Below are 23,766 nucleotides of genomic sequence, written 5' to 3' on the forward strand. Positions count from 1 at the left end.
CACCGCATCGCCCGAACCTGCGACACTGCCGGATCGTTGCCGGCCGGCACGCCACCGAGGACGCTCGCGCATGACGATCCCCTTCAAATCGCTGATCCTGCGCGGCGCAGCAGTCGCGCTCGTCGCCGCGCTCGGCTACACCGGCTACATGCTGTCGCGGCTCGCGCCGATCGCGACCGGCTATGCGGCGAAAGCGCTGTGCTCAGGGGTGTTCGTGTCGGGGCGGCCCGCCGCATCGGTGATCGACGTCGACATCATGGCCGGCGTGCATCCGCTGCTGAAACTGGTGCGGCCGTCGATCGATCCCGCCCGTCATCGCGCAGTCGCCACTTTCGCCGGTTTCGCGCAGCGCGAAGCGGATTTCCGGCCCGGCCTCGGCTGCACGCTCGCGCTCGGGCCGTCGCGCGACGTGCTGCCGGCCGCGCTGCCCCCGGTCGCGGATCCGTCGGCCGGGCACGCGATGCCGGTCGCGCTGGGCACCGCGGCCGCCGGCATCGACGCGCGCAAGCTGCGCGCTGCGCTCGACCGCGCGTTCGACGAACCCGATCCGGCGCGGCCGCGACGCACGCGCGCGGTCGTCGTGATGTGGCGCGGCCGGATCGTCGCCGAACGCTATGCGCCCGGCTTCACGGCCGACACGCCACTGCCCGGCTGGTCGATGACGAAGACCGTGACGGCCGCGCTCGCCGGCATGCTCGTCGCGCAACACAAGCTCGCGCCGGACGCGTCGGCGCTGCTCCCTGAGTGGCGGGGCCACGCCGATCCGCGCGCGGCGATCACGCTCGACCAGCTCCTGCGGATGACGAGCGGCCTGGCATTCAACGAGGACTACGACGACCCGTTGTCCGACGTCGCCGTGATGCTTTTCACGCAGCCGGATACCGCGCGCTACGCGTCGGCCAAGCCGCTCGCCGCGGCGCCCGGCACGCAGTGGGCCTACTCGAGCGGCACGAGCGCGATCGTTGCGCGCGTGATGCGCGTTGCGATGGGCGGCACCGAGGACGACTACCTCGCGTTTCCGCGCCGTGCGTTGTTCGCGCCGCTCGGGATGCGCAGCGCGGTGTTCGAGCCCGATGCGGCGGGCACGCTCGGCAGCGCGTCGTTCATGTATGCGAGCGCGCGCGACTGGGCGCGCTTCGGGCAGCTTCTGCTGCAGGACGGCGTGTGGAACGGGCAGCGGCTGTTGCCGGAAGGCTGGGTACGATACCTGACGCGGGTCACGCCGCTGTCGACTCGGGAAGAATTCGGCGCACATCTCTGGGTGAGGGTGCCGGAGCCGTTCGACGATCGCGATACGCACGCGAGTCCGCTGCCGGCCGACGCGTTTCATGCGGTCGGCCATGAAGGCCAGTTTGTAAGCGTAGTGCCGAGCCGCGAGCTGGTGGTCGTGCGGCTCGGGCTGTCGCGCCCGGAATCCGCGTGGAATCATGGGGCATTCCTCGCGCGCGTGCTCGACGCCGTGCCGGCCCCCGGCAACTGACGGCAGCGGCCCGACGGCCGTCGGTGCGCCGCTGCGCGCCGAAGCGGGTGCGGCGCATTACGGGGCGCGTTACGGATTCGCGCTGCCCGCGTACCGCTTGAACCCGTCGCGCGTCGCGAGCCGGTCGATGTAGCGCTGCACCGCCGGGAAATCCGGATGCTCGAACGGCGTGCCGAACCAGCGGTTCACCGACAGGCCGATCGGAATGTCGGCGAGCGTGAAGCGATCGCCGGCCACGAACGCGTCGGTCGACTCCAATTGCGCGTTCAGCACCTGCATGTGTCTGGTCCAGCCCGCGATCGACTGCGCGATCGCTGCGGGATCCTGATGGTCGGGCGACTTGCGCACGAGGCCAAGGAACGCGCCGACCCAGGACCGGTTCAGGTCCGACGCCTGCCAGTCGATCCACTGGTCGACTCGCGCACGCGCACGCGGCTCGGCCGGATAGAGCGCGTCGCCACCGTAGCGGTTCGCGAGATAACGGACGATCGTGTTCGACTCCCACAGCACGAAGTCGTCGTCCTTGACGACCGGCACGAGGCCGTTCGGATTCAGCGCGAGATAGGCCGGGTCGTTGGTGGTGCGGAATCCCGCACCCCAGTCTTCCTGTTCGAACGGCAGATCGAGTTCGGTGCACAGCCACAGCACCTTGCGGACGTTGATGGACGGAATCTTGCCGAGGACATGCAGCATGCGGGCTCCTGGTGAGGTCGGATGCGGGTCGTCCGGGGCGCACGACACGGCCCGAACGCGGTCACGTCGAAGTTATACACGACCCCGGGGAAAACGGCGGGCCGCATGCGCGAAATCGATGTGCGGCCGCCTCGTCGGGTCGCGCAGCGCGTGCTCGCCCGTCGGAATGCAGAACGTGAATCCGTGCTGAAGCAGCCGCGCCGGCATCGCGCGCTGCCCGTCCAGCAGCGGCTCGCCCATCGCGGCGCGCAGCGACGCGGCCGGCACGCGCAGGAACGCCGGCTTTCCGCGACGCATAACCGACATCGCCGTCGAAGTAGAGAACCCACTCCGCCGATCTCATGCTTTGCGCTCCTGCTTTTGGCGCGAGCATCACGAATCGATCGATTGACTGCGCTTGCGCCGCCGCTCCCGCACGCCGGCAACAGGCTCACATCGGCTTGAGCACCATCAGGAAATGGACGGTCAGCATCGCGAAGAACGCCGGGCAGCCGAGCCATTCCCAGCGATTCGCGTGGCGCCAGTAGCGCTGCGGCAGAGCGGCATCGCCGTTCGCATGCGCGAGCTTCGCCATCGCTGCCAGCTCGACCGGCAGCCGCGCCACCGGTGCCCGCTTCCATTACAATGCGCGGGATTTTTCCGATTTCAGGCCGTCCCCGCCTTTCCGATTAGACAGAGGTTTTCATGATCATCAAACCGCGCGTGCGTGGCTTCATCTGCGTGACGACTCATCCGGTCGGCTGCGAAGCCAACGTCAAGGAACAGATCGACTACGTGACTTCGCACGGCCCGATCGCCAACGGCCCGAAGAAGGTGCTCGTGATCGGCGCGTCGACCGGCTACGGCCTCGCCGCCCGGATCTCGGCCGCATTCGGCTCGGGTGCGGACACGCTCGGCGTGTTCTTCGAGCGTGCCGGCAGCGAAACGAAGCCGGGCACGGCCGGCTGGTACAACAGCGCCGCATTCGAAAAATTCGCCGCCGAAAAGGGGCTCTATGCGCGCAGCATCAACGGCGACGCGTTCTCCGACAAGGTCAAGCAGATCACGATCGACACGATCAAGCAGGATCTCGGCAAGGTCGACCTGGTCGTCTACAGCCTCGCTGCGCCGCGCCGCACGCATCCGAAGACGGGCGAAACGATCAGCTCGACGCTGAAGCCGGTCGGCAAGGCGGTCACGTTCCGCGGCCTCGACACCGACAAGGAAGTGATCCGCGAAGTGTCGCTCGAACCGGCGACGCAGGAAGAGATCGACGGCACCGTCGCCGTGATGGGCGGCGAGGACTGGCAGATGTGGATCGACGCGCTCGATGAAGCCGGCGTGCTCGCCGACGGCGCGAAGACGACCGCGTTCACCTATCTCGGCGAACAGATCACGCACGACATCTACTGGAACGGCTCGATCGGCGAAGCGAAGAAGGATCTCGACAAGAAGGTGCTGTCGATTCGCGACAAGCTGGCTGCGCACGGCGGCGATGCACGCGTATCGGTGCTGAAGGCCGTCGTCACGCAGGCGAGCTCCGCGATTCCGATGATGCCGCTCTACCTGTCGCTGCTGTTCAAGGTGATGAAGGAAAAGGGCACGCACGAAGGCTGCATCGAGCAGGTCTACGGGCTGCTGAAGGACAGCCTGTACGGCGCGACGCCGCACATCGACGAAGAAGGCCGGCTGCGCGCGGACTACAAGGAACTCGATCCGCAAGTGCAGAATCAGGTCGTCGCGATGTGGGACAAGGTCACGAACGACAACCTGTACGAGATGACCGACTTCGCAGGCTACAAGACCGAGTTCCTGCGCCTGTTCGGCTTCGAGATCGCCGGCGTCGACTACGACGCGGACGTGAACCCGGACGTGAAGATCCCGGGCATCATCGACACGACGGTTTGACACGCCCCGCCGGCCGCACCCTCGCGGCGCGGGCGGCGGGTTCGCATTGCCGGCTGCGTCAACGCGGCGCCGGTTCTTCCAGATAAACGCCAGACGACAACGCAGCCTTCACCTGTCGCGTGAACTCGTCGGTGGACACCTCCTCCGCACCGGACTCGATCGCGTCGTACGCCTGGCGTACGACGTCGGACGGCGTCGCCTTCGGCACGTCGAAGCCGCGCGTGAGGTCCGTATCGATGAACCCGGCATGCAGCCCGACCACCTGCGTGCGCTGCTCGCGCAGCGAATGCCGCAATCCGTTGGTCAGTGCCCACGCGGCCGACTTCGATACGCCGTAGCCCGACAGGATCGGCCGGTTCACCCAGCTCGCGATCGACAACACGTTCAGGATCGCGCCGCCGCCGTTGCCGGCGAGGGTCGGCGCAAATGCGCGGGACATCGCCAGCATTCCGAACACGTTGGTTTCGAAATGATCGCGCAACGCGTCCACCGCGCCGTCGTCGACGAGGCTGCCGAGCCGCGCGATGCCCGCGTTGTTGATCAGCAGCGTGACGTCGCGGGCCGCATCGGCGGCTGCGGCGACGGCCGACGGATCCGTCACGTCGAGCCTCACCGGCACCACGCCCGGCAACGTGACGCTGGCCGGATCGCGCGCACCTGCATACACCCTCCGCGCTCCGCGTTCGAGCGCCTGCTTCGCGAATTCGAGACCCAGCCCGCGATTTGCGCCCGTGACGAAAACGACTGCACCCTCGATCCTCATGATCGTTCCTTTCGGATAGTCGACCCCAGTCGCGCCGGTTCGCCGCACGGCCGGGATCCTGTGAAATAACACGCTGCCTTCGCTTACCGAACCGTTGCTTCGCAGGTGCGGGAACGCCGCCTGAGCCGCCGGCCGCGCCCGCCCGCCCGCATCCAAGACCCGAGCGACGCCTTCGCGTGTCGCGCCGAGGGCTTCGCTTCGGTCGCGAAGTCGGCTACACTCGATGTCAATGGCGATCACCATTGTCTTTGCCGCGCATTGTGGCAGCGGGACGCGGACACGTCAATGGTGATCGCCATTGTGTTTTTCAATCGCTGCAATATGCAGGTATGACGGAGAGATCGATGGGTGTGTCGAGACAACAGGCGGCAGAAAACCGCAACGCGATCATCGCGGCGGCGGAGCGGCTGTTCCGGGTGCGCGGCGTCGATGCGGTCGGGTTGACCGAGCTGATGAAGGAAGCGGGCTTCACGCAAGGCGGCTTCTACAATCACTTCAAGTCGAAGGACGCGCTGGTGGCCGCGGTGATGGAAAAGGCGATGCAGGATCGCGCGGATTCGCCGAATGCCGGCAGCGTCGCGACGCAGGTGACGGCGTACCTGTCGAGCGCGCATCGCGACAACGTCGAAGCCGGCTGCCCGCTGTCCGGCTTCGCCGGCGACGCCCCGCGCGTCACCGACGCGGCGCGCGCCTGCTATGCGCACGGCGTGGCCGGTTATCTCGACCGGCTCGAGCGAACGATAGCCGCGGAAAACCCGGCGGCGACCGATGCACGCGCCGACGCAATTGCCCTCTTCAGCCAGATGATTGGCGCGCTGGTATTGTCGCGTGCGGTCGCCGGCGCCGATCCGGCGCTGGCCGACGAAATCCTCGACGCGAGCCGGCGCGCGCTCGTCGGGACGCCCGACGATCCGGCCGTCCGGGCGTAGCGGCACGGCGCCGCACACCGGTCGGGCGCGACCATTATTCCACCGCCTTCGCCGCCTCCCACAGCGGCTCGCGCCCCAACGCGGCATGCCATGCCGCGAACCGGGTGCGCCACGACTCGAACGGCTCCGTCAGCGGATGACGCGGATCGTCGCTGAGCGCATACGCCATCCCTTCGATCAGCCAGCGCGGCTTGGTCGCGACCGCGAAATTGCCGAGTACTTCGGCCTGGCGATGATGGATCAGTTCATGTGCGAGAAAGTAGGTCTGCCAGCCGCGCGGCGCGATGACCACCCCGAAATCGCCGAGCGTCAGTGCCGCGCGTTCGCCGAGACCGAACTTGTCCGCACATTCGCGCGTCGAGCAGAACACGACGCGCGGCGCCGCGCGGAACGCGCCCACTGCCGCCGCCGCGCGCGCGTACCCGTTGCGATAGAGCTGCTGCGCGTCGCCGAGCTTCGCGGGGTCGTCCGTGCAGATGTCCGCGCTCGGGCAGGACACGCCGGGCAGCAGCGCGGGCGCGACGACCCGCAGCGGCTTGACGAGCGCGTACGCGGCGATCGGCACTGCGACGAGCAGGCCCGTGAGGGCGAAAGCGACATGGGAGCGTTTCATCGACGCGGCGATTCCGTGGGCGATCCGGGGCAATTTCCAGCGCCACTATATCGGAGCGGCGCCGCCCATGGCGCGGCTTTTCGTGCTGTCGGGATCCCGCCGCCGACCGGGCCGGGCCCGGGCCGTCCGGCGGCAGCGTGCGCCGCGCCCCGCCGCGTGCGTGGCGAACAGCAGCGACGAGATTCACGGCGGCATGAAAGACCGACGTTCGCCGGCGCATCGTCGCGCCGCTGCACGCCTGCGTCGAAGCGGCCCGAACCGTTTTACCCGAGCTGCTTGTGAAAGTACGTGGTCGAGCACAACGAGCCGTCCGGCATCAGCGCATAGTTCGGCACGACGCCGACACGCTGCCAGCCGGCACGTTCGTACAGGCGCTCGGCATCGCCGCCCGTCACCGTATCGAGCACGAGCACGGTCTTGCCCGCATCGCGCGCCGCTTCGTCGGCCGCCGCCATCAGCCGCGCGGCAATCCCCTGCCTGCGTGCGTGGCGGGACACGAGCATCTTTGCGATGTCGGCGCGATGCGGCTGGTTCTCCGGCTGCGCGGTGACGATCTGTACGGTGCCGACGATGCGGCCGGCGGCATCCTCGGCGACGAGCAGAATCCGCTCGCCGCTCGCGACGCCTTCGGCGACGCCGGTCCAGAACGCGACGGCCGTCGAGCGCGCGATCGGCAGCATGAAACTGACGGACGCCCCGCCCTCGACGCAATCGATCAGCACGTCGGCCAGTGCGTCGATGCAGGCGCGTGCTTCGCTCGCGTCGACGCGGCGTACGGCAACAGCTTGAGTCATGCCCTCTCCGGTATCGATACGGACGCCATGCGCGCGATCGGCATGCGGCCGAATGTGACGTGACGCCGGCGGCCAACCGATGCGCGCCGCCGACGGCTGGCAACGCCGCACCCGGCGGCGGCCGGCTCACGTCACCCGCCGCTCATCCTACTCGACGAAAATTTCGATTGCATCGCCCGACATTCCGCCTACACTTAGCCGAATGGATAACTGTCAATCCGGTATCAGCGAAGTCTTCCACGCGCTTGCCGACCCGACGCGCTGCAGGATCGTCGGCGCGCTCCGCGACGGCGGCCGGACCGTGTCCGAACTGGCCGCGCCGTTCGACATGGCGCTGCCGTCGTTCATGAAGCACGTCGCGGTGCTGGAACGCAGCGGGCTCGTGCAGACCCGGAAAGCCGGCCGCTCGCGCACCTGCGAACTGGTCGGCAGCCGTCTCGCCGAAGCCGAGCAGTGGCTCGCCGCGCAGCGTGCGCTGTGGGAAGCGCGCTCGGATCGTCTCGTGGAATTCGTCGAACGCCAGCACCTGGAGGAACACACGCATGTCAGCCAGCCACGCCGAACCCGCCGAAGCCAATGATCTCGTAATCACGCGCACGCTGCGCGCGCCGCGCCGCGCGCTGTGGCGCGCGTGGACCGACCCCGACCTGCTGAAGGAATGGTGGTGCCCGCAACCGTGGACGACCGAAGTCCGCGCGTTCGACCTGCGCCCGGGCGGGGCCTTCCACACGTTCATGCGCGGCCCCGAAGGCGGCACGAGCGACAATCCCGGCTGCTTCCTCGAAATCGTGCCCGAAACGCGGATCGTGTTCACGTCGATGCTGGCCGGCGGGTGGCGGCCGCAAGCGCCGTGGCTCGGCTTCACGGCCATCGTCACGATGACCGACGCCGACGCAGGCTGCCGCTACGAGGCCCGCGTGATGCACCCCGACGCGGCGACGCGCGAACGCCACGACGCACTCGGTTTTTTCGAGGGCTGGAACACCTGCATCACGCAGCTCGACGAACTCGCGGGCGCGCTGCGCTGAAAACGCTGGACCCGGCCATTGCGTGCCGCGTTGTACGCGCCTAGCATTCCTGAACAACGCGTGACGACACGCCGGACGCCGGCGTGCACCGTCGCGCGCGTTCCGCAGGAGGCGACATGCTGCACATGCACACGCATTCGACCCGGGTCAGCCGGCACCTGAACGCACCGCGCGGGCGCGTCTATCGCGCGCTGCTCGATCCGCACGCGGTCGAACAATGGAAAGTGCCGGACGGCATGACATGCCGCGTGCACGCTTACGACACGCGCGAAGGCGGCGCGCTGCGCGTATCGCTGAGCTACGACGAACCGTCGGGCGATAGCGGGAAGACCACCGCGCACACCGACACCTATCACGGCCGCTTCGTGACGCTCGTGCCCGACGAGCGCATCGTCGAAATCGACGTGTTCGAAACCGACGATCCGATGCTGCGCGGCGCCATGACGGTCACGATCACGCTGCGCGACGAGGAAGGCGGCACGCGCGTCGACGCGGTGCATGACGGCGTGCCGCCCGGTGTGCCCGCCGCCGACAACGAAACCGGCTGGCGCATGGCGCTCGCGAAACTCGCGGCGCTGGTCGAGAAGGGCTGAACCGGCCGCCGGACGCGCGGCAGAGCGCCGGTCACAATCCAACCGATACACGAGCGTGCCGTGCCGGGGAAAAACGGGTCCCGCACGCCTGCGCAAGCGTGCGTGCTCGCGCCCTCGAACGCATTCCAGCCGTTCATGTACCAATACGCCGCTTTGTCGACCGGGAAATTGGTGCCGAACATGCTGCGCTCGACGCCGGATAAGGCGCCCATGCGACACTGGCCGCTGATGCGCGCGTCGCGCCGCCTGCCTGCGCCGCCCGCTCAACCGCCCGCCCATATGCACAACAGGAACCGACGATGACCACCGCGCGCACCGCCACCTGGTATTTCGATTTCGTTTCGCCGTTCGCCTATTTGCAGCAGGAACGGTTCGACCTGCTGCCCCCTGCCGCCGCGTACGAACCGAAGCCGATCGTGCTGGGCGCGCTGCTCGCGCACTGGGGGCAGAAAGCGCCGGCCGAGATCGCGGCGAAGCGCATCTTTACCTATCGCCACGCGCAATACCGCGCGGACAAGCTCGGCATTCCATTCCGGATGCCGCCCGCCCATCCGTTCAACCCGATCCGGCCGCTGCGCCTCGCGATCGCGATGGGAAACACGCCCGACGCGATCCGGCGGATCTTCCGGCACATCTGGCGCGACGGCCACGACGTGTCGACGCCGGACGGCTTCGCCGCGCTGTGCGAAGCGGTGGGTTTTCCGGAAGGCGTGACGGCGGTCGATGCGCAACCGGTGAAGGATGCGCTGCGCGCGAACACCGATCGGGCCATCGCGCACGGCGTGTTCGGCGTGCCGACCTTCGAACTCGACGGCGACTTGTTCTGGGGCGACGACGCGACCGACATGTTCGTCGACTGCGCGAGTTCGCGCGCGTGGCTCGACTCGCCCGAAGTGCGCCGCATCAGCGCGCTGCCCGAAGGCATCCGGCGCGGCTGACCGCGCGAGCCGACGCGCTAGATGTCGGGCCCTTCGACGAGCGGGGGCACGGCCTCGCGCATCATCGCAACGAAGCGCACGAGCCGCGACGGATAGAACTGCGCGTGCGGGTAAGTTAGGTACACCGGCAATGGCGCGGCCTGCCAGTCGGGCGCGAGATGCACGAGCTCGCCGCGCGCGAGGTTGTCGGCGAGCAGCCACGATGAGCCGACGCACGCGCCGATGCCCAGCAGCGCCGCGCTGCGCAGCGCGTACAGGTTCGCGGTCGTGATGCGCGGCCGGATCGCGATGCGGCGCGTGTCGCCCGTGACGGCATGTGTGAGCGTCAGCTCCGTCCGGTAATACGTGCGCAGCGCGAGCCACGGCAACGCGGCGAGCGCGTCCGGATCGGCCGGCACCTGCGCGCCGTTCAGCACCGACGGCGCGGCCACCACGAAGCGCGGCACCCTCGACAACCGGATCGCGACGACCCCGGGATCGGTCGGCTCGCCGACCTGGATCGCGCAGTCGATCCCGCTGCCGACGAAATCGCGCACGTCGTCCTGCAGCAGCCATTCGACCGATACGCGCGGGTAATCGCGCAGAAACGTCGCAAGCGGCGCGACGAAGCGCTCCTGCCCGAACGCATGCGGCACCGCCACGCGCAGCAACCCGTCAGGCTCCTCCTGCGCGCCGCGCAGGTCGGCCTCGAATGCCGCCCAACTGGCAAGCAGCTCCTTTGCGCGCGTAAAGCAACGCTCGCCGTCGACGGTCAGCCGCATCGTATGCGTCGTCCGCTGCAGCAGGCGCATGCCAAGCGAGCGCTCGAGCGTCTGCAACCGCCGGCTGACGGTCGGTTGCGTCGTATGGAGTTGCACCGCAGCCGCCGACAGACTGCCAGCTTCCACTATGCGTACGAACGTTTCCATCAACTCGAAACGATAGCCGGCGCCGTCGACAGGCACCGTGTCGATGTGGGCAGAGCCGCCAACGGCGGGCGAAGCGGAGATTTTGTCGGTCATGCGCGCAGCGTATAACAAATCTGCACCGCGCGGCACTACCGTGGCTGCGGGCGCGTCGGCACACTGGCGTCCATCCGCTAACCGAACAAGGATGCACGCGATGTCCACTCCGACCCGTCTCGCTGCCGCGCCGCGCGCGGCTCATGCACCGGCCCACGCGGCCGCCTCGTCGACGCTCGATCGCCGGCTCGTGCTGCTGCTCGCCGCGGCCGCCGGTCTCGGCGTCGCGCCGCTGTACTACGCGCAGCCGATGCTCGCCGCGCTCGGCGCCGATCTCGGCGCGTCTGCCCGTGCGATCGGCTTCGTGCCGACGCTCACCCAGCTCGGCTACGCGCTCGGCATCCTGCTGCTCGCGCCGCTCGGCGATCGCTTCGACCGGCGCCGCGTGATCGTGACGAAAGCCGCGGCGCTGGTGGGCGCTTTGCTGCTCGCGGCGGTCGCGCCGTCGCTCGGGCTGATGCTGGCGGCAAGTTTCGCGATCGGGCTGACCGCGACGATGGCGCAGGACGTGGTGCCCGCCGCCGCGACGCTCGCACACGATACGCATCGCGGCCGCATCGTCGGCACGGTGATGACCGGGTTGTTGCTCGGCATTCTGCTGTCGCGCGTCGTTGCCGGCTTCGTCGCGGAAACGGCCGGCTGGCGCGCGATGTTCGCGCTCGCGGCCGCCAGCGTCGCCGCAATCGGCGTCGTAGCCGCACGCGGGCTGCCGCGCTTCGCGCCGACCACGCAGTTGTCGTACCGCGCGCTGATCGGATCGCTCGGCGAACTGTGGCGCCGTCACCCCGCACTGCGCCGCGCGGCGCTTGCACAGGGATTGCTCGCCGTCGGGTTCAGCGCGTTCTGGTCGACGCTCGCGGTGATGCTGCATGGCGCGCCGTTCCACCTCGGCAGCGCGGCCGCCGGCGCATTCGGACTCGCAGGCGCGGCCGGTGCGCTGGCTGCACCCATTGCCGGACGCCTCGCCGACCACCATGGCCCCGAGCGCGTCACGCGGATCGGCATCGCGATCTCGACGGTGTCGTTCGCGTCAATGGCCGCTGCGCCGCTGCTGACCCCGCATGCGCAACTCGTGCTGCTCGCCGCCGCGACGATCGGCTTCGATCTCGGCGTACAGGCCACGCTGATCGCGCACCAGTCGATCGTGTATCGAATCGATCCGGCATCGCGCAGCCGCCTCAACGCGGTGCTGTTCGTCGGCATGTTCATCGGGATGGCGGCCGGGGCGGCGGCGGGCAGTACATTGCTCGCGCAGTTGGGCTGGACCGCAGTGATCGTGCTGGCAGTGGCAACGTCGCTGGGTGCGCTGGCCGTGCGTATGTGGCGCCGGTAATTTGCGGCGCCGGGATGTGACGCGGGCAGGCCGCAGGGCTTGCCCGCCTTTTCTTTTCGATTTCGTTCGGCGCGGCGTCACACGGCGCGGCACGACAATTCGGCGCGAGCCGCGGGCCGCACTCGCGCATCCGGCGCAAGCTTGCCGACCACGCGCCGAATCGCGCAGTTCAACGGATTATTTTTTGGCCGCTCCGATCGGTGCGCGCGCAACCATCCGATGAATCGACATGACCGCAGCGCACGGCGCGCTCCAATCCGTCCCCACTACGACAGCGCGTTTTCTCAGGGGAATCCCGGTATTTTTTCCCATTTTCTTCGAAATTACCGATGACATACTTGCCCCCCATTGCGCCCCGGTGCGGGCGCGCTCTCTGATCCTGCCGGCCGCGCGGCGTGCGCGGGCGGCCGTCGGGGTCGCACGACATGAACAATTTCGACACCACGATCCAGACCTTTCTCACTCACATCACGTTCGGCCCGCTGATCAATCATGCAATCCGCGTGATCGCCGGCCTGTACACCTTCAAGGGCTTCGTGCTCATCCCGGTGCTGTGCTGGCTATGGTTCCAGCCCGGGCCGCAGCGCGAACGGCAACGCGAGCTCGTCGTCGCGACGGTCGCGAGCGGCCTCGTCGCGCTCGCGTTCGGCCGGTTGCTCGCGAAAGTCCTGCCGTTCCGCGTGCGGCCGATCTACAACCCGGACTTGCATCTGCACTTTCCGTCCGAGGAGTTGCGTGCGGCCACGCTGCAGGCGTGGAGTTCGTTTCCGAGCGATCACGCTATGCTTTGGATGGCGATCGCGACCGGCATCTTCATCATCTCGCGGCGCGCCGGCGTGCTCGCGCTGCTGTATGCGGTTTTGTTCATCTGCGTGCCGCGCGCGTATCTCGGCTATCACTATCCGACCGACCTGATCGCCGGTGCGGCGATCGGCATCGCGATCGCGTGGCTGCTGACGCGCGATGCGATTCGCGCGCGATTCGCGCCGCAAGTGCTGGAAGCGATCCGGCGCTTCCCCGCGCCCGCCTATACGTTCGCGTTCCTGCTCTGCTTCGAGCTGATCACGCAATTCGACGAACTGCTGACGCTCGCGCAGTCGGTCAGGCACACCGCGATGTAACGGGGCGGCGCCGTAATGCATCCGCTGCTGTCGTCACGCCGCCCGGGACCGCGCTGCCGGCCCGGCGCGCCGGCCGCCCGACATGCGCATGCCGCGGCCTGCGCGGCCGCGAACTCGCATGTCAGTCGCGATTGGGCGCACCGAGCGGGAAGAACGAACGGTACGGCCGCGCCTCGTCGACCGCACGCGCGAACGAGGGCCGCGCAAGCAGCCGCTTGCGGTACGCGATCACGTTCGAGAACGACGGATCGATCCGGTGCGTCCAGTCCGCGTAGAACAGGAACGGGGCCGCGCCGCAATCGGCGAGGCTGAAGCGGTCGCCGGCCGCCCATTCGCGATCGGCCATCGTGCGATCCAGCCATGCATACGACGTCTCCAGCATCGCGCGCGCGTCGGCCACGCCGCGCGCATCGCGCTCGTGCTCCGGCCGCAGCGCATCGAACACGACTTTCTGCTGCGGAGTAGCCACGTAGTTGTCGAAGAAGCGATCCATCGTCCGCACTTCCAGCGCCGCACGCCGGTCTTCCGGCACCAGCCGCACGGGGCCCGGATGGTAGAGATCGAGGTACTCGACGATGATCGTTGCCTCGATCACCGTGCGGCCCGCGTCGACCAGCACCGGGAAGCGTTTCATCGGCCATAGCGCAGCCAGTTCCTGCATCGGCTTCGGATCGTCGTGCGCGAGCACGCGGTATTCGAACGGCGTGGCGTTCTCGTACAGCGCGGTGAGTGCCTTCTGGCAGTACGACGAAAAGGGATGGGCATAGAGCGTCGGCGTCATCTCGGGTCTCTCAGGGTGTCGGCGCCGCGTCGTGCAGCGCCAGGTGGTCGGATACCTGGACGACGAACGGCGCGACGCCGATTCGACATCCGGCCGAGTTTTTTTCGTTGCGGGCGTCGTACCGCTACGACCGGCCGTCCATCACGACGCGCCCTTCGCCGCGCCAGCGGAGCATGCCGCCACCGAGATTTGCGACGGCGTCGAACCCGGCCTTGCGCAGGATCACCGTGGCCTGCGCCGAGCGTCCGCCCGCGCGGCACACGGTCACGATCGGCCGGTCGTGCGCGAGTTCAACGGTACGCGCGGCCAGTTCGCCGAGCGGGATCGGCGTTGCGCCGGGCAGATGGCCGAGCGGGCCGGTGAATTCGTCGGGCTCGCGCACGTCGACGATCTGCACCGCCGGCAGGTGATCCTCGAGCCACTGCGGATCGATTTCCCAGAACCCGGCGAACGTGTAGACGAGCGGCGCCCAGTCGGGCGCCGCCTGTGCATCGGGCGCGTTTGCGGCGACCCCGCATTGCAGGTTCGCGGGCACCGCGACGTCGATCTGGCGCGGATGCGCGAGCCCGAGATTGCGCATGTAGCCCGCGAAGTCGTCCTCGCTGAGATCGCCGCCGAGACGTGGATTGAAGCGCCGCTCCTCGCCGACGCTCGTCACCGTCAGCCCACGATAGTCGTGCGCCGGGTACAGCAGGCACGCGGCCGGCAGCGTGAACAGCCGGCCGTGCACCGCGCGATACAGCGCACGCGGGTCGCCCTGCTGGAAGTCGGTGCGTCCGGTGCCGCGAATCAGCAGGCAGTCGCCGGTAAACGCCATCGACTCGTCGTCGAGCACGAGGCTGATGCAGCCGCTCGTATGGCCGGGCGTCGCGCGCACGGTCAGGTAACGCGCGCCGAATGCGCAGCGATCGCCGTCGTTCAGATAGCGGTCGGCGCCGTGCGCGCCGCTCGCGGCCGAGATCGCGATCGCGCTGCCGGCGCGCTGTTTCAGCAGCCACGCGCCCGTCACGTGATCGGCATGCACGTGCGTGTCGACGGTCGCGACGAGCCGCAGCCCGAGCTCGTCGAGCAGCGCGGCGTCGCGGCGCACCTGCTCGAACACCGGATCGATCAGCAGCGCTTCGCGCGATGCGGGGTCGGCGAGCAGATAGGTGTAGGTCGACGATTGCGGGTCGAACAGTTGCCGGAAGATCATCGTGGGTTGCTCCGTCGTCTGGGCGGTTGCGCGGATCGGGATGCGAATCGCAACGGTGGCGCGACCTGCTCTGCGTGCGTCGTTACTGGCGCAGCGGCGTGTGTGTCCACACAGCGTAGTGCAAATCCCGCGTGCGTCGCCATCGCCGCATGCATCCGGGCGAACGCCGTCCCGCGCGCTGAGCCGTCGCGCGCGCTGCCTTACACTAGCGCCTGTTCTCGTCTTACGTTCACAGGAATTGCGCCGACATGTCGATGACGATCGATCCGAAGCAGGCCGCAGCGCTGCTGGCCGTCGCCGACACCGGCAGCTTCGAGCAGGCGGCCGTGCGGCTGCACGTGACCGCGTCCGCGATCACGCAGCGGGTGCGTGCGCTCGAAGCGAGCCTCGGCACGCCGCTCGTGCTGCGCACGCGCCCGTGCCGGCCGACGGTGGCCGGCCAGCGCGTGCTGCAGCATCTGCGCCGCGTCGCGCTGCTGCAGGCCGATCTGCAAAGCACGCTCGCGGCCGAGCGTGAATCGCCGATCTCGGTCACGATCGCGCTGAACTCCGACAGTCTCGGCACCTGGTTCCTGCCCGCGCTGACGTCGGTGCTCGCGGGCGAACGCATCCTGTTCGAGCTGATCGTCGAGGACCAGGATCACACGTTCGCACTGCTGGAGAGCGGGATGGCCGTCGGTTGCGTGACGACCGAGCCGAAGCCGATGCGAGGCTGCGTCGCGACGCCGCTCGGCACGATGCGCTACCGGCTGCTTGCCGCGGCCGCGTTCGCCGCTCGCTGGTTCCCGCGCGGCCTGAACCGCACGAGCGCGCGGGCCGCACCCGTCGTCGCGTATTCGCGGCGCGACACGCTGCAGTCCGCGTTCCTGAAAGAGAAATTCGGCTTGCCCGAACGCGCGTATCCGTGTCACTACGTGCCGGGCACGCACGCGCACTTCGCGGCGGTGCGGCATGGGCTCGGCTACGCGATGGTGCCGGAGCCGCTGATCGGCGGCGCGCCGCTCGACACGCAGGGGCTCGTCGATCTCGCGCCCGCGCATCCGACCGACGTCGCGCTGTACTGGCATGCATGGACCGTGCAATCGCCGACGATGGCGTCGCTGTCCGCGCGCGTGGTCGAAGCGGCGCGCCGGCTGCTCGCGCCGTTGCCGTAACCCGGCGCATCGCGTGCAGCGGATTGCCGGCCCTCTCCGCAACGAAGCACGTGCGGGACTGAACGCGAGCGTCGGCGGACGCGGTCGATCGACGCCGCGGGGGCGTGCGCGCCGCTCCCGGAAAGTCCGGCGCTGCCGCCTATACTTTTTGTCATCGGCTTCGCGAACGCGCCGCGCGGCCGATCATGCAAGTCCGGCCGTTCCCTTTCCCGTGAGGAGAACATCATGCCCCGCCGCTATATCGATTGCCGCGAGTTTCCCAGCGCGACGCATTGCTCGGTCGCCATTTCCGCCGATTCCGACAACGAACTGCTGGAAGCGGCCGTGCAACATGCGGTCTCGGTACACCAGCACACCGACAGCGCCGAACTGCGCACGCAGCTGAAATCGCTGTTCCACGACGGCACGCCGCCCGTCGACACGCCGCGGCAAGCGTAAGCCGCCGGCACGGCAATTATCGACACGCAACGCGCTGCGTGACCCGTCCCGATGTCTTGCGCGTTGCCGCATCGCGCCGGCCCGCGAAGGGTCGGGTCTGCGCGGCGCGGCGCGTTACGCGTTAAGCGCGACGCTTCGCGAAATATGCGCCGACCGCGTCGACGAACGTGTCGATGTCCGCGCGCGACACGTCGCAGTGCGTGACGAAGCGCGACGCGTACAGCATCTGCGTCAGAATCCCGCGTTCCTTGAGCCACGCCTCGAGCGGTGCGCAGTCGGCTTCGGGGAATTGCGCGAACACCATGTTCGTCGCGTGCGACAGCACCTTCACGGGCTCGATGCGCGCGAGGCCTGCCGCGAGATGTGCGGCGTTCGCGTGATCGTCGGCGAGCCGCTCGACGTTGCGATCGAGCGCATGGAGGCAGGCTGCCGCGAGAATGCCAGACTGCCGCATCCCGCCGCCCAGCACCTTGCGCCAGCGCTGCGCGCGCTCGATCAGCGCACGACTGCCGACCAGCACCGAGCCGACCGGCGCGCCGAGCCCTTTCGAGAAGCAGATCGAAATCGTGTCGAACGGCGCGCACAGCTCGGCAATCGTGCGCCCCGACGCGACGGCCGCATTGCACACGCGTGCGCCGTCGAGGTGCGCAGCCAGCCCGCGGCTGCGCGCGAGCGCGACGGCTTCCTGCACGTAACCTTCCGGCAACACCTGGCCGCCGATCGTGTTTTCCAGCGCGAGCAGCCGCGTGCGCGCGAAGTGGTTATCGATCGGCTTGATCGCCGCGGCGATCTTCGCGAGCGGCAACGTGCCGTCGGGCGCGTTCTCGATCGGCTGCGGCTGGATGCTGCCGAGCACGGCCGCGCCGCCGCCTTCGTACTTGTAGGTGTGCGCGAGCTGGCCGACGATGTATTCGTCGCCTCGCTCGCAGTGGGCCATCAGCGCGGCCAGGTTGCTCTGCGTGCCGCTCGGGAAGAACAGTCCGGCTTCCTTGCCGGCCCGCTCGGCCGCGACGGCCTGCAGGCGCAGCACGGTCGGGTCGTCGCCCCATACGTCGTCGCCGACTTCGGCGGCAGTCATCGCGGCCAGCATCGCCTGGCTCGGACGTGTCACGGTATCGCTGCGCAAATCGATCATCTTCGTGCCCTTGTGAACGCGGACCGGAACCGAGGCGCCCGGCCCTGCCGAAACGAGACTGAGAGTGTACGCAATTCGCGCGGCGCCCGCCCGAGGCCGGACGCACACCGATTGTCCTCGCAGGCCGCCGTTCGGATGATGCGACGCGCCATATTGCCGCACGTGCGGCAGACCGCCGCGCCGCACCAGCGCAGGCCGCGCAACGCGTTCTTGATGCGAATCAACGATTTAGCGCGAAAGCGGGCGCGGCGGGCTGGACATCTGCGACGAGTTGGCACATTTCGCGGCGCAACATCGCGATCCATACTCCAGCCAACCCCTGCCGCATCGCCGGCCCGGGTCCGCCGGCACCCGCCGGCGGGTATCGTCAAGCCTCGGTCAACTGGTATGGACACCGCATTTTCGGCCCTCGATCTGGCCCGCCTGCAATTCGCGTTCACCGTCTCCTTCCACATCGTCTTCCCGGCGCTGAGCATCGGCCTCGCCAGCTTCATCGCCGTGCTCGAATATCGCTGGCTGAAGACGGGCAAGCAGTACTACAAAACCCTCTGCCTGTTCTGGTCGAAGATTTTCGCGGTCGCGTTCGGGATGGGCGTCGTCTCCGGCGTCGTGATGAGCTATCAGTTCGGCACGAACTGGTCCGGCTTCTCGAGCTTCGCGGGTTCCGTCACCGGTCCGCTGCTGATGTACGAAGTGATGACCGCGTTCTTCCTCGAAGCCGGCTTCCTCGGCATCATGCTGTTCGGCTGGAATCGCGTGAGCCCGCGCGCGCACTTCGGCGCGACGCTGATGGTCGCGATCGGCACGCTGATCTCGACGTTCTGGATCCTCGCATCGAACAGCTGGATGCAGACGCCGCAAGGCTTCGAGATCGTCGACGGCCGCATCGTGCCGACCGACTGGTTCGCGATCGTGTTCAACCCGTCGTTCCCTTACCGCCTGTTCCACATGGCGATCGCCGCGTTCATCGTCGCCGCGCTCGTGGTAGCCGCGACGGGCGCATGGCACCTGCTGAAGGGCCGCCGCGACGAGGGCGTGAAGAAGATGTTCTCGATGGCGCTTTGGCTGCTGCTGGTGCTCGCGCCGCTGCAAGCCGTAATCGGCGACCAGCACGGGATCAACACGCTGAAGCACCAGCCGGCAAAGATCGCCGCGATCGAAGGTCTGTGGGAGACCGAAAAGGGCGGCACCGCGCTGAACCTGTTCGGCATTCCTGACATGCAGGCCGAAACGACCCGCTACGCGGTGAAGGTGCCGCACCTCGGCAGCCTGATCCTCACGCATAGCTGGGACGGCGAAATCCGCGGGCTGAAGGACTTCCCGCCGGAAGACCGGCCGAACTCGACGGTCGTGTTCTGGAGCTTCCGGATCATGGTCGGCCTGGGCTTCGCGATGATCGGTCTCGCCGCGCTCGCATGGCTGCTGCGCCGCCGCGGCGCCCTGTATGAATCGAAGGGGTTTCAGCGCTTCGCGCTCGCGATGGGGCCGACCGGGTTCGTGTCGCTGCTCGCGGGGTGGGTGACGACCGAAGCAGGCCGTCAGCCGTGGGTCGTGTATGGCGTGATGCGCACCGCGCAAGCCGTGTCGCCGCTGTCCGTACAGCAGGTCAGCCTGTCGATGATGACGTTCGTGATCGTGTACTTCCTCGTATTCGGCACCGGCGTGTACTACATGCTGAAGCTGATGAAGGCCGGCCCCGCGTTGCCCGACGTCAAGCATGACGACAAGCCGGACACGCGCCCCGATCACACCGGACGCCGGCCGATGTCGGCCGTCGACGAGTTGATCGAGACCGTCTGAGCCCACTCCTTTCGCATACGAGAAAACCTATGGACGTCACCGTAATCTGGGCCGCGATCATCGCATTGGGGCTCTTCATGTACGTCGTGCTCGACGGCTTCGACCTCGGCATCGGCATCGTCTTCCCGTTCTTCCCTGACGAGAAGGAACGCGACCTGATGATGAACACCGTCGCGCCCGTGTGGGACGGCAACGAGACGTGGCTCGTGCTCGGCGGCGCCGGGCTGTTCGCGGTGTTTCCCGTCGTCTATTCGACGGTGCTGTCCGCGCTGTACCTGCCGCTGATCTTCATGCTGGTGTGCCTGATCTTCCGCGGCGTGTCGTTCGAGATCCGCGCGAAGGCGCGGCGCACGAAGCAGCTGTGGGATCTCGCGTTCATCGGCGGCTCGGCCGGCGCGACGCTGTTCCAGGGAATCGCGCTCGGCGCGTTCCTGCAGGGCATCGACGTGAAGGACGGCGTATACGCCGGCGGCGCATTCGACTGGCTCACGCCGTTCAGCCTGCTGACGGGCCTCGGGCTGATCGTCACGTACGCGCTGCTCGGCTGCTGCTGGCTCGTCGCGAAGACGGAAGGCGACCTGCAACGGCGTCTGCATCGCGTCGTGTGGCCGCTGACCGTCGTGCTGCTCGGCTTCATTGCGATCGTCAGCCTGTGGACGCCGCTGCAGGATCCGGCCGTCGCGCAGCGGTGGTTCGATTCGGGGCTGTTCTGGCGCCTGCTGCCGGTGCCGTTCCTCGTCGCCGGGTGCGCGGCATGGATGCGCCGCGCGGTACGCGAACGGCACGACGTGACGCCGTTCGTGCTCGCGCTGGCGCTCGTGCTGCTCGGCTACGTCGGCCTGCTCGTCACGATGTTCCCGTACGCGATTCCGCAGACGATGACGATCTGGGAAGCGGCCGCGCCGCGTTCGAGCCAGACCTTCACGCTGGTCGGCGCAGCGGTTATCCTGCCGATCATCATCGCCTACACGACGATGGGTTACTGGGTATTCCGAGGCAAGGTGCGCCATGAAGACCAGCATTACTACCACCACTGATTCCCCCGCCGGCCAGGCCGGCGCGCCGCGGCCGCGGATGCGCGGCTGGATGTGGTTCGTCGTCCTGTGGGCCGGCGGCGTGCTCGGCGCCGTCACGCTCGGCTACGCGTTCAAGATCTTCATGAACCTGACGCTGTTTGCGGTGAAGTAGGCACATCGGCCGCTGCGATCGGATGACGATCGCAGCGGCCGTTTTCATATCGCGGGCCGGTTTGCAGCGTTCGCGCATCGCTCGAAGCGCGTCGCCGCGCCGCCGCGCCGCCTACCGCCGCCCGCGCAGCGCCGCGTCGATCTTTCTATCGGTCTTGTACTGGCTCAGCGCATAGACCGACCAGATCGCGGCCGGCAGCCAGCCGATGATCGTGAGTTGCAGGATCAGACAGACGATCCCGGCGATCGGACGGCCGATCGTGAAGAACTGGAACCACGGCAACAGCAGGGCAAGCAGCAGGCGCATCTGGAATCCTCGCGAAGCGTCGTTGAACGTCGATGCCCGAACAATATGGCGAGTCGCGCGCCGGTTTCAAGTCCGACGTCCGCAACGATGCCCGCCGCACGAGATGCCGCCGCCACCGCCTAAGCCGAATCGCTCAGCCACTGCGCGGCGCGCGCGACGAGCCGGTCCGGTTCGTCGAAGCACTCGACGCCCGCGACGTACGGCGCGTCGCAAATCGTGAACACCGGCTTGCCCCATTGCAGCCCGAGCGCGATCTCCGACAGCGTGCCGAGACCGCCGCCGACCGCGATCAGGCACAGCGATGCGCGCGCGACCAGCGCGTTGCGCGTGATGCCGAGCCCGGTCGGCAGCGCGACGCTCAGATACGGATTCGCGAGCGCCGCGTCGTCTTCGGGCAGCAATCCGATTGCACAGCCACCTGCCGCATGCGCGCCGCGCGCGGCAGCTTCCATCACACCCTGCTTGCCGCCGCCGACGAGCGCGACGCCCGCCGTCGCCAATGCGTGCGCGATCCGTTCCGCGACCCGCATCTGCTCGTCCGTCGCGTCGCGCGGGCCGATCAAGCCGACCGGCATTCGGTGCCGGTGCGTGCCGCGTTGCCGTTGCGCCAGTCGCGCGAGCGCGTCGCGTGCCGGCTCGGACCACGCGCATTCAATGACGTCGTTGGCGAACAAGGCCTTCCCCCAGTGCAAGAACGCAGGTGCAAATGGCCGTCAGCACGATCGACAGCACGGCCGCCTGCGAAAAATCGGTTTGCCCGTCCGACAGCTTCAGGTACATCAGCAGCGGCAGGATATTGATCTGCGTGCCGGCCAGCGCCAGTGCCGTGCCATACGTGCCGAGCGCGATCGCCGTCACGAGGCACCACGCGGACGCGATCGACGGCCACAGCTCGCGCCACGCAACGTCGAACCACGCGCGCCATGGCCGCGCGCCGAGCGTCAGCGCCGCTTCGAGCGGCCGCCGGTCGAGGTTCGCGAGGGTCGGATAGATCATCAGCGCGACGCGCGGGATCAGGTAATACGCATAGGCGACGGCGAGCCCGGGCATCGTGTAGATGGCGCCGCCGATCACGTTCGAATCCGCACCGAGCGCCGCCAGCAGCGTGGTGACGAAGCCCGCGCGGCCGAACGCGAGAATGAAGCCGTACGCGATCACCAGTCCGGAGAACGCCAGCGGCACGCCGAGCAGCGCGAGCGACCAGTGGCGGCGAGCAGGCGACTGCCCCGCCAGTGCGAAGGCGAGCGGCACGCCCACGCCAACCGACAACGTCCCGGCGCCGACGGCCAGCGCGACCGAGCGCGCGATCGCATCGGCGACGAGCGGGTCGCGCAGCACCGCCGCGAACGCGCGCCCGCCGCCCGCACATGCCGCGTCGACGAGCGCGGCGAGCGGCAGCACGAAGCACACCGCGAGCAACGCCGCCGCCGGAATCGCGCCGAAGCGGCGCAGCACGCCGCGTTCCGGTAACGAAGCCTGCATGCCGATCCCCTTAGTTGCCGAGCGTGGCCTGCGACCACAGCTGGTCGACTTCGGCCTTGCGCGCGGCCGCCTTCGCGACATCGAGCGGACGCACCTGCGGTGCGTTCGGCAGCTTCGCCGCGGTTTCCGGCGCCACCGGCGTGCCGGGCACGGCCGGACGCACATAGCCCTGCGCGAACAGCGCCTGGCCGACGTCGCTCATCACGAGGTTGAGCCACAGCTGCGCGGCGAACGGATTCGGGCCGTTCTTCACGAGACTCATCGCATACGGCGCCGACACGCTGCCGTCCTGCGGAATCACGACGTCGGCCGCGTCGCCCATGCGGTCCGTGTACTTCGCCTTGAGGCCGTCGTTTTCGTAGCCGATCAGGATCGGAATCTCGCCCTTCACGAACTTCGCATACGGCGTCGTGCCTTCGACACGCAGCACGTTGCCGGCCTGCTTCAGCTTGCCGAAGAAGTCGGCGCCCGGTTTCGGATTCTCGACGCTGCCGCCGTTCGCATAGGCGGCCGCGAACACCGCGACCTGGCCCTGCCCGGTCGAACGCGGGTCGAGATAAACCACCGCGTTGCGGTACTCGGGCTTGAGCAGATCGGACCAGCGCTGCGGTACGTTCTTCACGAGTTTCCGGTTGACGAGGAACGCGATGTTCAGCGAATGCACGGCGAACCAGCGCGCGTCGGTTGCACGGAACACGCCCGGCAGCCGGTCGAAGTTGACGGGCTTGAACGGCGCGACGACGTCCTTGCCCGCGGCGTCGAGCGCCGACGCCGCGAAGTAGTACGCGGTATCGGCCTGCGGACGGCGGCGCGACTTGTCGAGCGCGACGACGGTGGCCGCCGAGCCGATATCGTTGTACGTGATCTCGACCTTCGGATACCGCTTGCGGAACTCGGCGAACAGCGCCTTCCAGTTCGCCCATTCGGGGCCGGTGTCGAACGATACGACGAGGCCTTCGTCGGCGGCCTTCGCGTACAGCGCGTCCTCGCCCGGATACAACGGCGCGGCATGCGCCGCCGCGCAGAAAAGCGCGGCAAGCGCGCACAGCGCGAGCATGCGGGCGCGCACGGCCTTCACGAAAAGGGAACCTGCAGACATGGTGAATCTCCGTTG

The 23,766-nt window shown here is 68.3% G+C and carries 27 protein-coding genes and 1 pseudogene; 14 read left to right on the plus strand and 14 right to left on the minus strand.

Annotated features, from left to right (window positions below; genetic code table 11):
* Positions 1-70: 70 nt before the first annotated feature.
* Entirely contained in the window at positions 71-1,480 is a 1,410-nt protein-coding gene (locus KDW55_RS17010) for a serine hydrolase (protein WP_069243390.1), read from the plus strand.
* Positions 1,481-1,549: 69 nt separating this feature from the next.
* On the opposite strand, the gene KDW55_RS17015 is transcribed toward KDW55_RS17010, so the two are convergent.
* From KDW55_RS17015 to KDW55_RS17025, 3 genes and pseudogenes are all read right to left on the minus strand, one after another.
* Positions 1,550-2,173, minus strand: coding sequence for a glutathione S-transferase (locus KDW55_RS17015; RefSeq protein WP_212197997.1), 624 nt, complete (start codon positions 2,171-2,173; stop codon positions 1,550-1,552).
* A 72-nt stretch (positions 2,174-2,245) separates the two neighbouring features.
* Complete coding sequence (locus KDW55_RS17020) at positions 2,246-2,470, minus strand: DUF1731 domain-containing protein (protein WP_069243392.1); 225 nt, start codon at positions 2,468-2,470, stop codon at positions 2,246-2,248.
* 133 nt (positions 2,471-2,603) lie between these two features.
* Positions 2,604-2,780 (minus strand): annotated as a pseudogene (locus tag KDW55_RS17025) (DUF2269 family protein); the annotation flags it as partial.
* Between the two features lie 77 nt (positions 2,781-2,857).
* On the opposite strand from KDW55_RS17025, the gene fabV reads away from it, so the two are divergent.
* Positions 2,858-4,060: an enoyl-ACP reductase FabV gene (gene fabV / locus KDW55_RS17030; protein ID WP_040138809.1), complete on the plus strand. Its 1,203-nt coding sequence runs from the start codon at positions 2,858-2,860 to the stop codon at positions 4,058-4,060.
* Positions 4,061-4,118: 58 nt separating this feature from the next.
* Here fabV and KDW55_RS17035 read toward each other — a convergent pair whose 3' ends face one another.
* Positions 4,119-4,823, minus strand: coding sequence for an SDR family oxidoreductase (locus KDW55_RS17035; RefSeq protein ID WP_212197998.1), 705 nt, complete (start codon positions 4,821-4,823; stop codon positions 4,119-4,121).
* A 344-nt stretch (positions 4,824-5,167) separates the two neighbouring features.
* Here KDW55_RS17035 and KDW55_RS17040 point away from each other — a divergent pair, with 344 nt between their 5' ends.
* Positions 5,168-5,752 carry a TetR family transcriptional regulator gene (locus tag KDW55_RS17040; RefSeq protein ID WP_040138810.1) on the plus strand — a complete coding sequence of 195 codons (585 nt, stop codon included), beginning with the start codon at positions 5,168-5,170 and terminating at the stop codon, positions 5,750-5,752.
* A 34-nt stretch (positions 5,753-5,786) separates the two neighbouring features.
* Here KDW55_RS17040 and KDW55_RS17045 read toward each other — a convergent pair whose 3' ends face one another.
* Both KDW55_RS17045 and KDW55_RS17050 read right to left on the minus strand, forming a co-directional pair.
* A complete protein-coding gene (locus KDW55_RS17045) occupies positions 5,787-6,365 on the minus strand; it encodes a hypothetical protein (RefSeq protein WP_212197999.1) in 579 nt (192 codons plus the stop codon).
* Positions 6,366-6,628: 263 nt separating this feature from the next.
* Positions 6,629-7,159, minus strand: a complete 531-nt coding sequence (locus KDW55_RS17050) for a GNAT family N-acetyltransferase (protein WP_069243394.1) — start codon at positions 7,157-7,159, stop codon at positions 6,629-6,631.
* A 202-nt stretch (positions 7,160-7,361) separates the two neighbouring features.
* Here KDW55_RS17050 and KDW55_RS17055 point away from each other — a divergent pair, with 202 nt between their 5' ends.
* The 4 genes from KDW55_RS17055 to KDW55_RS17070 all read left to right on the plus strand — a co-directional run bounded on the left by KDW55_RS17055 (position 7,362) and on the right by KDW55_RS17070 (position 9,718).
* Positions 7,362-7,739: a metalloregulator ArsR/SmtB family transcription factor gene (locus tag KDW55_RS17055; RefSeq protein WP_212148050.1), complete on the plus strand. Its 378-nt coding sequence runs from the start codon at positions 7,362-7,364 to the stop codon at positions 7,737-7,739.
* Positions 7,702-8,187, plus strand: coding sequence for an SRPBCC family protein (locus KDW55_RS17060; protein ID WP_069243395.1), 486 nt, complete (start codon positions 7,702-7,704; stop codon positions 8,185-8,187). The genes KDW55_RS17055 and KDW55_RS17060 overlap by 38 nt, the downstream gene beginning before the upstream one ends.
* A 116-nt stretch (positions 8,188-8,303) precedes the next feature.
* Positions 8,304-8,780 (plus strand): SRPBCC family protein, encoded by a 477-nt coding sequence (locus tag KDW55_RS17065; RefSeq protein ID WP_059548360.1) that lies wholly within the window; start codon positions 8,304-8,306, stop codon positions 8,778-8,780.
* Between the two features lie 299 nt (positions 8,781-9,079).
* Positions 9,080-9,718, plus strand: coding sequence for a 2-hydroxychromene-2-carboxylate isomerase (locus KDW55_RS17070; RefSeq protein WP_059548361.1), 639 nt, complete (start codon positions 9,080-9,082; stop codon positions 9,716-9,718).
* A 17-nt stretch (positions 9,719-9,735) separates the two neighbouring features.
* Here KDW55_RS17070 and KDW55_RS17075 read toward each other — a convergent pair whose 3' ends face one another.
* Positions 9,736-10,719, minus strand: coding sequence for a LysR family transcriptional regulator (locus KDW55_RS17075; protein ID WP_212161421.1), 984 nt, complete (start codon positions 10,717-10,719; stop codon positions 9,736-9,738).
* A 100-nt stretch (positions 10,720-10,819) separates the two neighbouring features.
* On the opposite strand from KDW55_RS17075, the gene KDW55_RS17080 reads away from it, so the two are divergent.
* Together KDW55_RS17080 and KDW55_RS17085 are read left to right on the plus strand one after the other, a co-directional pair.
* A complete protein-coding gene (locus tag KDW55_RS17080; RefSeq protein ID WP_040140855.1) occupies positions 10,820-12,052 on the plus strand; it encodes an MFS transporter in 1,233 nt (410 codons plus the stop codon).
* Positions 12,053-12,477: 425 nt separating this feature from the next.
* Entirely contained in the window at positions 12,478-13,173 is a 696-nt protein-coding gene (locus tag KDW55_RS17085; RefSeq protein WP_059548527.1) for a phosphatase PAP2 family protein, read from the plus strand.
* Positions 13,174-13,294: 121 nt separating this feature from the next.
* Here the strand turns inward: KDW55_RS17085 and KDW55_RS17090 are convergent, their stop codons facing one another.
* Both KDW55_RS17090 and KDW55_RS17095 read right to left on the minus strand, forming a co-directional pair.
* Positions 13,295-13,954, minus strand: coding sequence for a glutathione S-transferase family protein (locus tag KDW55_RS17090; protein ID WP_212161420.1), 660 nt, complete (start codon positions 13,952-13,954; stop codon positions 13,295-13,297).
* A 124-nt stretch (positions 13,955-14,078) separates the two neighbouring features.
* Complete coding sequence (locus KDW55_RS17095; RefSeq protein WP_212161419.1) at positions 14,079-15,149, minus strand: MBL fold metallo-hydrolase; 1,071 nt, start codon at positions 15,147-15,149, stop codon at positions 14,079-14,081.
* Between the two features lie 248 nt (positions 15,150-15,397).
* On the opposite strand from KDW55_RS17095, the gene KDW55_RS17100 reads away from it, so the two are divergent.
* Both KDW55_RS17100 and KDW55_RS17105 read left to right on the plus strand, forming a co-directional pair.
* Entirely contained in the window at positions 15,398-16,303 is a 906-nt protein-coding gene (locus KDW55_RS17100; protein WP_040138820.1) for an HTH-type transcriptional regulator ArgP, read from the plus strand.
* A gap of 225 nt (positions 16,304-16,528) precedes the next feature.
* The gene (locus tag KDW55_RS17105; protein ID WP_040138821.1) at positions 16,529-16,741 is read left to right on the plus strand and encodes a DUF1059 domain-containing protein; all 213 of its coding nucleotides are present in this window, start codon (positions 16,529-16,531) and stop codon (positions 16,739-16,741) included.
* Between the two features lie 121 nt (positions 16,742-16,862).
* Here the strand turns inward: KDW55_RS17105 and ltaE are convergent, their stop codons facing one another.
* A complete protein-coding gene (gene ltaE, locus KDW55_RS17110) occupies positions 16,863-17,876 on the minus strand; it encodes a low-specificity L-threonine aldolase (protein ID WP_069243583.1) in 1,014 nt (337 codons plus the stop codon).
* A gap of 387 nt (positions 17,877-18,263) precedes the next feature.
* Between ltaE and KDW55_RS17115 the strand changes: the two genes are divergently transcribed.
* The 3 genes from KDW55_RS17115 to KDW55_RS17125 are packed head-to-tail and all read left to right on the plus strand — an operon-like array spanning position 18,264 to position 20,864.
* On the plus strand, positions 18,264-19,676 hold the full coding sequence (locus KDW55_RS17115) for a cytochrome ubiquinol oxidase subunit I (protein WP_212161418.1): 1,413 nt from the start codon (positions 18,264-18,266) through the stop codon (positions 19,674-19,676).
* Positions 19,677-19,705: 29 nt separating this feature from the next.
* Positions 19,706-20,713, plus strand: coding sequence for a cytochrome d ubiquinol oxidase subunit II (gene cydB, locus KDW55_RS17120; RefSeq protein ID WP_212161416.1), 1,008 nt, complete (start codon positions 19,706-19,708; stop codon positions 20,711-20,713).
* Positions 20,685-20,864 (plus strand): hypothetical protein, encoded by a 180-nt coding sequence (locus tag KDW55_RS17125; RefSeq protein ID WP_040138825.1) that lies wholly within the window; start codon positions 20,685-20,687, stop codon positions 20,862-20,864. Before cydB ends, KDW55_RS17125 begins: the two co-directional genes overlap by 29 nt.
* A 111-nt stretch (positions 20,865-20,975) precedes the next feature.
* Here KDW55_RS17125 and KDW55_RS17130 read toward each other — a convergent pair whose 3' ends face one another.
* The 4 genes from KDW55_RS17130 to KDW55_RS17145 form a co-directional block, all read right to left on the minus strand.
* Positions 20,976-21,170, minus strand: a complete 195-nt coding sequence (locus KDW55_RS17130; protein ID WP_040138826.1) for a YqaE/Pmp3 family membrane protein — start codon at positions 21,168-21,170, stop codon at positions 20,976-20,978.
* Positions 21,171-21,289: 119 nt separating this feature from the next.
* Positions 21,290-21,745 carry a TIGR00725 family protein gene (locus KDW55_RS17135; protein WP_156789130.1) on the minus strand — a complete coding sequence of 152 codons (456 nt, stop codon included), beginning with the start codon at positions 21,743-21,745 and terminating at the stop codon, positions 21,290-21,292.
* A 76-nt stretch (positions 21,746-21,821) separates the two neighbouring features.
* Complete coding sequence (locus KDW55_RS17140; protein ID WP_040138828.1) at positions 21,822-22,652, minus strand: ABC transporter permease subunit; 831 nt, start codon at positions 22,650-22,652, stop codon at positions 21,822-21,824.
* A 10-nt stretch (positions 22,653-22,662) separates the two neighbouring features.
* Positions 22,663-23,751 (minus strand): extracellular solute-binding protein, encoded by a 1,089-nt coding sequence (locus KDW55_RS17145; protein ID WP_212161415.1) that lies wholly within the window; start codon positions 23,749-23,751, stop codon positions 22,663-22,665.
* Positions 23,752-23,766 lie beyond the last annotated feature (15 nt).

The sequence above is a fragment of the Burkholderia sp. AU19243 genome, assembly GCF_018148075.1.
GTDB classification, from domain to species: domain Bacteria; phylum Pseudomonadota; class Gammaproteobacteria; order Burkholderiales; family Burkholderiaceae; genus Burkholderia; species Burkholderia latens_A.